General features: G+C 48.3%; 10 protein-coding genes. 6 read left to right on the plus strand and 4 right to left on the minus strand.

Annotated features, from left to right (window positions below):
• A partial coding sequence (locus tag IM319_RS07050; protein ID WP_287721842.1) for a zinc ribbon domain-containing protein occupies nt 1-273 on the plus strand: 273 nt, incomplete at its 5' end.
• A 53-nt stretch (nt 274-326) separates the two neighbouring features.
• On the opposite strand, the gene IM319_RS07055 is transcribed toward IM319_RS07050, so the two are convergent.
• From IM319_RS07055 to IM319_RS07070, 4 genes are all read right to left on the minus strand, one after another.
• Nucleotides 327-734 carry a hypothetical protein gene (locus IM319_RS07055; RefSeq protein WP_287079960.1) on the minus strand — a complete coding sequence of 136 codons (408 nt, stop codon included), beginning with the start codon at nt 732-734 and terminating at the stop codon, nt 327-329.
• Between the two features lie 507 nt (nt 735-1,241).
• Nucleotides 1,242-2,057 (minus strand): phycobilisome linker polypeptide, encoded by an 816-nt coding sequence (locus tag IM319_RS07060; RefSeq protein ID WP_287735112.1) that lies wholly within the window; start codon nt 2,055-2,057, stop codon nt 1,242-1,244.
• Nucleotides 2,058-2,176: 119 nt separating this feature from the next.
• The gene (cpcA, locus tag IM319_RS07065) at nt 2,177-2,665 is read right to left on the minus strand and encodes a phycocyanin subunit alpha (RefSeq protein WP_158199253.1); all 489 of its coding nucleotides are present in this window, start codon (nt 2,663-2,665) and stop codon (nt 2,177-2,179) included.
• A 66-nt stretch (nt 2,666-2,731) separates the two neighbouring features.
• Nucleotides 2,732-3,250, minus strand: coding sequence for a phycocyanin subunit beta (locus tag IM319_RS07070; RefSeq protein ID WP_004268967.1), 519 nt, complete (start codon nt 3,248-3,250; stop codon nt 2,732-2,734).
• Between the two features lie 612 nt (nt 3,251-3,862).
• Here IM319_RS07070 and IM319_RS07075 point away from each other — a divergent pair.
• From IM319_RS07075 to IM319_RS07095, 5 genes are all read left to right on the plus strand, one after another.
• Complete coding sequence (locus tag IM319_RS07075; RefSeq protein WP_287735114.1) at nt 3,863-5,086, plus strand: M20 metallopeptidase family protein; 1,224 nt, start codon at nt 3,863-3,865, stop codon at nt 5,084-5,086.
• A 77-nt stretch (nt 5,087-5,163) separates the two neighbouring features.
• Complete coding sequence (gene argB / locus IM319_RS07080; protein WP_287685056.1) at nt 5,164-6,051, plus strand: acetylglutamate kinase; 888 nt, start codon at nt 5,164-5,166, stop codon at nt 6,049-6,051.
• A gap of 340 nt (nt 6,052-6,391) precedes the next feature.
• On the plus strand, nt 6,392-6,613 hold the full coding sequence (locus IM319_RS07085) for a DUF4327 family protein (RefSeq protein ID WP_286824362.1): 222 nt from the start codon (nt 6,392-6,394) through the stop codon (nt 6,611-6,613).
• Between the two features lie 43 nt (nt 6,614-6,656).
• Nucleotides 6,657-7,877: an efflux RND transporter periplasmic adaptor subunit gene (locus IM319_RS07090; protein ID WP_287735116.1), complete on the plus strand. Its 1,221-nt coding sequence runs from the start codon at nt 6,657-6,659 to the stop codon at nt 7,875-7,877.
• A 238-nt stretch (nt 7,878-8,115) separates the two neighbouring features.
• Nucleotides 8,116-8,196: helix-turn-helix domain-containing protein (locus IM319_RS07095; protein WP_287674144.1), on the plus strand; the 81-nt coding region annotated here is incomplete at its 3' end.

Below are 8,196 nucleotides of genomic sequence, written 5' to 3' on the forward strand. Positions count from 1 at the left end.
AGAAATTACATCGAAGTAGATAGATGGTTTCCTAGTTCTAAAAGGTGTAGTAATTGCGGGTATATTGCTGAGAAAATGCCGTTAAATGTTCGAGAATGGGACTGTCCAGACTGTGGGACACACCATGACCGAGATATTAACGCCAGTAAAAATATTTTGGCCGCAGGACTTGCGGTGTCAGTCTGTAGAGCGACCATAAGACCAGAACAGAGTAAATCTGTTAAGGCCGGTGCGAAACCCCGCAAGGGAAAGAAGCAGAAACCCAAATCGTGAGGTTTGGGAATCACCGTCCGTTTTACGGCGGTGAGGATGTCAAAGATTCTTGTCTAGCGTCGATAGGCTAACCAAAAGATGAATGCGGGCAAAATAACTAATAGCATAACTAGAATTGCCCCAAAAATCACGCTTACCCCCGGCGGTGATTTCAAAATTAACGGTAGCCAGACGATCGATAATAACAGAATTATCCCCATCATCAGGGGCAAGACTCCTTCCCCAAGGCGCTGATTCATACTCACCCAACGAAATCCCGTCCAGCGCCAAGTGCGTTTATAGGGATAGTGGGGGGCTAATTGTTCGATAATTTGGCCGTTTTCCTGTAGCACAAATATCTGTTGACAGCGATCGCAGCCAAAGGCATCGGTCAATAAAATAGGGCATAATGTCCCTTTCCGACGACAGGGACAAGGATAGTCTTGGTGTTGGTCGATTTTGGTATATTTATGCGGTCGCACAAGCTAAATTTTTGTTTATAAACGGTTGTTTTTAGTCGCTCGTGGTCAATGGCTAAGGTATTCAACGGTTGCCCAAAATCCTCTACCCTATTGCTCACGGGTAATTCCCATCTTAAGGGATATCCCTAAATTATTCATCGAAAATTTTGGGTGGGAAACCCCGCCGTTCTAGGTTGGCTTTACGTTAGAATTAAAAAGACCGTCTCGAAAACCAAGTGGGCGGACAGCACCTTGAAAACTCGGCTTAGGGGGTTCCGTTCAGAAAAGCTTGTCCTGGTAAAAAGTCGCGCCCAACAAGTACAAGAAGCGTTTAGTCAGAACCGTACCGTGGGACACACGGAATCGGGCTTCTGAAAGGTTGCGAAAGTCTGTGGAGTTTGTGTAAGACAGGACATGGTTTTTTAACCGTGGTATGCAACGGTGGTTGAAGCAGAAACTTAAATCGTGAGGTTTAGGAATCGCCGCCCTAAAAGTGCGGCGAGGATGTCAATTTCTGACCGCTCAAAGCTAGGCGAGGATCAGTTCGATTACCTGGCCGCCTTGACGGTTGATTTCTTGCAATTTGTTCGATAGTTGCTCGTAGGCAACGAGATACTCGCTCACACTACGACGCACACGGGTTTGTCTTCCCGCTTTTGCCCCACTAACCACGCGCAAGCGATAGAATTTGCCCCGATCGCCCCCAGCTAATCCGGTTAAGGATTGACCAGTTCCGTTAATATAAACGGGGGAAGCACTGTTATAGGCTAGTTCCCTGGTCAGTTTTCCCTCTTTTAACGGCGCACGATCGCTGGTCGCATAACCGCGATAGACTTGGAACAGCCGACTAAAACCGACGGTTTTCTGACCCGTCTGGGTAGCGAAACCACGATAGTAGGGGACAATGTTCTGGCCGAAATGTTGGTTGTATTCGGGGGAATCGAAATAGGAATTAATTTCTGCTTCGTAACCCTGTTGATTGTAGAGATCGGTGTGGAAAGCGATCTCAGCTTGATCGTAGGGAGCGCGACCGAGCAGGTGTTTATAATTCAACTCGATAAAGCGATTTTGGGGATTGCTGTGGAAAAATTTCTGCCGATATAGTTCTGATTGAGCGATCGCCCGAACAAAATCCCTGACGCTAATCGAACGATTGCGTAAGAGGGATTCTAGGCTGATCAGGCGCTCGCTGGACATCAGATGCTCGTTGCCCAAGATCTGTCGATAGGCCCCGCGGATCACCACTTCTACCTGTTCATCACTGTCGGTGGCGCGTAATTCCAAGCGGGGGGAACCGTTGTAGGGTTCAAATCCCAGTCTTTGGGCTGCCATTAAGCTAGTCATCGTCGATCCTCCTGAAACTAACTGTATATGGATATAACAAGGTCTGGAAGAACAGGTGATTGCTAACCCTTTTGCTAACAACCTCCTGTCTTTCCAGACCAGCAGTTTTTTTGATCGGACTAGCTGAGAGCGTTGATCGCGTAGTCGATATAGGAGTTGGCTTCTACCGCAGGGTCGCCACTTAAACCATGGTTGGCTTTGATGTATTTGAGGGCTTCGATGTACCAGCTAGGAGACAGGTCGAAGGTGCGGTTGATTTCGTCGATACCAGCGATGAGGTACTCGTCCATCGGACCGGTTCCACCAGCAACTAAGCAGTAGGTCACCATGCGGAGGTAGTAACCGATGTCACGAGCGCATTTGTCTTTACCGCGTTGGTCCGCCGCAAAGTTAGCCCCTTGCATTTGGGTGGTGTAGGGGTACTTGTTGTACACTGCTTGAGCGGCACCGGAGATTAAAGAATTAGCTTTTTCGGTTAACGCTTTAGCGGCGGTGAGGCTGGCAGAAGCTTGACGAAAACGACCGAAAGCAACTTGGATTTCGGTGCTGCTTAAGAAACGTCCTTGAGAATCAGCGGCTGCTACGGCTTCGGTAAGGGGGGTTTTCATTGTTTGGTATCTCCCAATAATCTTGCAATAAGTTTCCTACGGTTCAATTGAGACTAGCCCCAGGGACTAGGCGACAGCAGCGGCGGCGCGGTCGAAGTAGCTGGCAATTTCAGACATTAAAGCACTGCAATCGCCGGGGGTGACACCGTTGCGATCGTTAGCGATGGACAAAGCAGCTTCTTTCATTTTGCTTACGCCAGCGGCTACGGAAGCTCCAGGTACTCCTAAAGCTACATAGGTTTCGCGAAGACCATTTAAGCAACGATCATCGAGAACACTGCCGTCGCCAGCGAAGGTAGCGTAGGTAACATAGCGCAAGATGATTTCCATGTCGCGTAAGCAAGCGGCCATACGACGGCTGGTGTAGGCATTACCACCGGGGGTGATCAGTTGGGGCTGTTCAGCGAACAGGCTACGAGCGGCGTTAGCAACGATGGTGGAAGCGTTACTGGTGATCCGGTTAACAGAGTCCATCCGTTTGTTGCTGTCGGCAACCATGGCGCTCAGAGCGTCTAGTTGGGAAGAGCTTAAATATTCGCCGCGAGCATCAGCTTGGGATACTACCCGGGTGAATGCGTCAAACATTGTGACAATCTCCTAAATTTAAATGGGATTTGCTTGCAATTAAATGGTTTTCCCTCTTAAGGGATTTCACGGTGAGCCTGGACGAGCCTTGACCGTGATTGTTGCGACCTACTTTAAGAAACCTGAAAAAACTTCATGGCTCTCTCATAAATCACTTAAGGAGGTTAAACAAGTATCCAGCTTAACTTTTGTCTGTTATCTTGGCCCCTCAAATTAAATTTATACACTGCTGTCGAAACTTTGTTTGTTACATATTATTAAGTTTTTTGCTGTCTTTTTGTAACAGTCACTTAACAATAACTCGATCGAGTTGGTCAGGAATTGATGACCATGGCTCAAAGCCTCTCACCGTCGGGAAATCAGAGACAGCAAGGCTTTAAGGGTATAAAGGGCAGCAAGATAAAAATTTTAAGTTTTTTTTAATATTTTCCCCCTTTCCCTTCCCCTATTACCCAAGGATTGCCCTTTCCAGCCCTCCAATTACGATGAAGTTTTGTAAAGAAGGGAGAGGGGAGAGGGGAGAGGGGTGTGGGGTGTAGGGTGTAGGGTGTGGGGTGTCTCCTGACGTTAAACTAGAAACCGGTGATCAAAAAATCTAGCCGTCCGAACCCGATGATTTCCTCCTTTCCCGTTCCTAATAGCTTAAATTGCCCTCAAATTCGCCTTGCTATTCGTTCCCTGCAGCCGCAATTGGTTCACTGGCGCCGACAAATACACCAAAAACCAGAACTAGGCTTTCAAGAACACCTCACCGCCTCCTTAATCAGTCAAACCCTGACTAAATACGGAATTGAGCATCAAACTGGCATCGCCGGCACCGGAATTGTCGCCACCATCGAAGGCAGTCAACCGGGGCCGGTTTTAGCCCTGCGGGCCGATATGGATGCACTACCGATCGCCGAAGAAAACCAAGTCCCCTATTGTTCCCAACATCCGGGCCAAATGCACGCCTGTGGTCACGATGGCCACACAGCGATCGCCCTCGGCACGGCAGTTCACATAGCACAAAACCGTCACCATGTCAAGGGAAAAGTAAAAATTATTTTCCAACCCGCCGAAGAGGGGCCGGGGGGGGCGAAACCGATGATCGAAGCGGGAGTGCTGAAAAATCCCGACGTGGACGGAATTATCGGGCTGCATCTCTGGAATAATCTGCCTTTAGGGACAGTGGGCGTGAAAAATGGTCCCTTAATGGCGGCGGTGGAATGTTTCGATCTCCAGATTCAAGGCCGGGGCGGCCACGGGGCAATTCCCCATCAAACCGTCGATTCACTACTGGTGGCGGCCCAAATCGTCAACGCCTTGCAAACCATCGTCGCCCGCAACCTTAACCCCCTCGATGCTGCCGTGGTGACTGTGGGTAAATTAGCAGCGGGAACCGCTAGAAACGTGATCGCCGATAGTGCTAATCTCAGTGGGACGGTGCGCTATTTCAATCCCCAGTTAGGGGGCTATTTCCGACAACGGATGGCAGAAATTATCGCGGGCATCTGCCAAAGTCAGGGGGCTAGTTATCAATTCGATTACTGGCAATTGTATCCCCCGGTAATCAATCATGATCAGATGGCGGAATTAGTGCGCTCAATCGCCGCACAAGTGGTGGAAACCCCAGCCGGAATCGTTCCCGAATGTCAAACCATGGGAGGGGAAGATATGTCCTTCTTTTTACAGGAAGTACCGGGCTGTTATTTCTTCTTGGGGTCTGCCAATCCCGAATTAGGATTAGCCTATCCCCACCATCATCCCCGCTTTGATTTTGATGAATCGGTGTTAGCGATGGGAGTCGAGATTTTTGTCCGTTGCGTGGAAAAATTCTGTAACTCTAAGACTTTCTAGAAATCCGTTCAAGGTGAACAGTTTTTGTCAAACCCGAAACCGCTAAACTGATCACTGAATCAGACAAGTAAAAAAGCATGAACAATAATACCCACGAAAACGATGCCCAACGGGTGAAAATCCTCAGCGAGGCCCTACCCTATATACAAGAATTTCGCGGTCGTACCGTAGTGGTTAAATACGGTGGTGCGGCCATGAATAACAGCGATATCAAAGACACGGTCATGCGAGATATCGTTTTTCTCTCCTGTGTGGGAGTTCGTCCCGTTATTGTCCACGGTGGCGGTCCAGAAATCAATAGTTGGCTGGATAAATTAGGCATTGAACCCCAATTTAAAGACGGTTTACGCGTCACCGATGCCGCCACCATGGATGTGGTAGAAATGGTGCTAGTCGGACGCGTCAATAAAGAAATTGTTGCCCTGATCAATCAAGCCGGCGGTAAAGCGGTAGGATTATGCGGTAAGGATGGCAATCTGATCACTGCTCGTCCCGTGGGTAAAGAGGGCATTGGTTTTGTGGGAGAAGTGAGCAGTGTCGATACTAGCGTCGTCGAATCCTTGGTTAATAGTGGCTATATTCCCGTGATTTCCAGTGTGGCCGCCGATGAAACCGGCCAAGCTCATAATATCAATGCCGATACGGTAGCCGGAGAAATAGCGGCGGCTTTAGGGGCAGCTAAACTGATTTTGATGACTGATACAGCCGGAATTTTCGAGAATTACAAAGATCCTTCCACTTTATTGGCTAAATTGGATATCCAACAGGCCCGGGAGTTGATTCAAAAAGGCATCGTTGCTGGTGGGATGATTCCCAAAGTTGGCTGCTGCGTGCGATCGCTAGCCCAGGGAGTTCAGGCTGCTCATATTATCGATGGTCGTCTTCCCCACGCCCTTTTACTGGAAATTTTCACCGATCGAGGCATCGGTTCCATGATTGTGGCCTCTGGTTATACTAATCTATAGTAGGGCTTTAAGACTTTTAGACCTTTTGTCAATCAAAAAGTACTGGATATGGGAGTGATCGGGGGGAAATTTAGGCACTTTTTCCCTGAAAATTAGGTAATTGGCCACCTCAAAACTGGTAAAACCCCACACCCTGCCACCACCGAAAAACTTTTTGCCGCAAACCCGATAGTAGTAATTACCGTACTTTTGGTCAAAAAGACTTGCCTAAAACCAGAGATCTGGTGTACAAGTAAGTTAATAAACGCGCTTCTCGCTCCTTTGCAATGGCAAAAGTCTTAGTCTTGAGTTAGTTTAGTCGGGAAGCGCAAAATCCGAAGTTTTCATAGCAATTGAATTTATGACCAAACAAGCTGTAGCTCACCCGATGGTGAAGTTTCAACGCAAGGTTAGCAAGTGGATAGATGCAAAAGTAGTCAAACCTAGCGATAGTATCTGGAAACTCGCTCTTTTATACGGAGATGATTGGGCATACTGGAAGCAAGAGTTGCTCGATTTCGGTTTCTCCATGCAAGACCCTCTCAGCGAAGTGGTAGCGGTAGAAGCTTGGGACGAAGAATAAGCGACCATCGACTCAAAAGCAGCTTTCTACCAAGATTATCGCCATGGGATCGACTCCGATTATCCTTTCCGCTCTGGTTATCTTATCCTTAAGCGCGAGTTGTTCTCCCCAGACCGAAACCCAACCACTGCCACCGGCAGCCCGTACTACTACCGTCAACGTCACCACGGCTAAACCGGCAACCATCGGACGCAATCTCGATTACACGGGAACTACCCGACCTTTAAAAGTCGTTTCTCTGCGATCGCAAGCCACCGGTCAGTTACTTAATCTCGTCGTCGATGTGGGAGATGAGGTGCAATTAGGACAAATCCTCGCTCATGTTGATGATCGTCTCCTTGCCACCGTTGTCCGGCAAGAAAAAGCCGCCCTGTCGTCCCTAGAAGCGGAATTAGCCCGGGCGAGAATTGAAGTCAGTAACGCTGAAATTGAAGTGGAGCGCCTACAACTACAATACCAACAGGCCAAAAATGATGGCGAGCGCCAGCAAAAATTAGCCCTAGAAGGAGCGATTCCCCTGCAACAGGCCGAAACAGCCCAAACTACGGCAGCAGTAGCTTTAAAAGCCGTTAATAGCGGGCGATCAAGAATTAAAGTCGAGGAGCAGGTGGTGGCGGCAATTATCGGCAGAATTGCCGCCCAAAAATCGGTCATCGCTCAGGAACAACAACGTCAGGCCTACGCTATTCTTAAATCACCGGCGACGGGGATAGTTATCGAAAAACTGAAAGAGCCGGGGGATTTAGTCAGTATCGGCGATGAAGTCCTCAAAATTGGCGATTTTCAGCAGGTCAAGGTGGTAGTATTATTATCGGAATTGGATTTAAAAACGATTAATTTAGGACAAAAGGTTAATGTCAGCCTTGATGCTTTCGGTGATAGAAATTTTTCCGGTCGCATCACCAGGATTTTTCCCCTCAGCCAAGGCACGGCCCGGCGGATTCCTGTGGAGATTACTCTACCCAATGGGGATGGTTTAATCAAAGGGGGATTATTAGCCCGGGTGCGGTTTAATAATAATTCTGCCCCTCAGGTGATTGTTCCCGAAACAGCAATTGTCAGTCAAGGGGAATCCGCGGCAATTTTCGTCCTTTCCGAGTCTAACTCGCAAGTGGAAAAACGTCCCGTTCGTCTCGGTCAAGCGCTCGACGGTCAAGTAGAAATTATCACTGGACTTGAACCGGGGGAGCGTTTCGTCGTTAATAGTAGTAAACCTTTGCAAAATGGTGAAAAAGTCCGCGTCAGTATCCTAAGTAATCCTTGAGCAAACCAGGGGCGAAGCCATCGGCAGGCAGCTTTTATCCTATCACCCTAGGGATCAACGTTTTGATGCTGTTAGGGTTGAGATAGGTCGGTTAGTGACTCACCGTTCGCTCATTTCTCGAACCGAAAATTTGATAAATTGTCTCATCGAAAATTTTGGGTCTGAAACCCCGTCGTAGAACGACGGCTTTACCGTTAAATACTAGCGCATTTACCAAATATATGCTAAAATGTGAGACATGGAAAAAGCCTATTCGTTTCGATTTTACCCAACACCCGAACAAGAGTCGCTATTGCGGCGCACTTTGGGCTGTGTAAGA

Origin of the sequence: Microcystis sp. M113S1 (assembly GCF_020246945.1) — a bacterium.
Taxonomy (GTDB): domain Bacteria; phylum Cyanobacteriota; class Cyanobacteriia; order Cyanobacteriales; family Microcystaceae; genus Microcystis.

Coding starts and splice junctions, on each gene's coding strand:
- IM319_RS07060 (WP_287735112.1), bottom strand. CDS start 2,057: ATGACTAGCTTAATGGCAGCCCAAAGACTGGGATTTGAACCCTACAAC.
- cpcA (WP_158199253.1), bottom strand. CDS start 2,665: ATGAAAACCCCCCTTACCGAAGCCGTAGCAGCCGCTGATTCTCAAGGA.
- IM319_RS07070 (WP_004268967.1), bottom strand. CDS start 3,250: ATGTTTGACGCATTCACCCGGGTAGTATCCCAAGCTGATGCTCGCGGC.
- IM319_RS07075 (WP_287735114.1), top strand. CDS start 3,863: ATGATTTCCTCCTTTCCCGTTCCTAATAGCTTAAATTGCCCTCAAATT.
- argB (WP_287685056.1), top strand. CDS start 5,164: ATGAACAATAATACCCACGAAAACGATGCCCAACGGGTGAAAATCCTC.
- IM319_RS07085 (WP_286824362.1), top strand. CDS start 6,392: ATGACCAAACAAGCTGTAGCTCACCCGATGGTGAAGTTTCAACGCAAG.
- IM319_RS07090 (WP_287735116.1), top strand. CDS start 6,657: ATGGGATCGACTCCGATTATCCTTTCCGCTCTGGTTATCTTATCCTTA.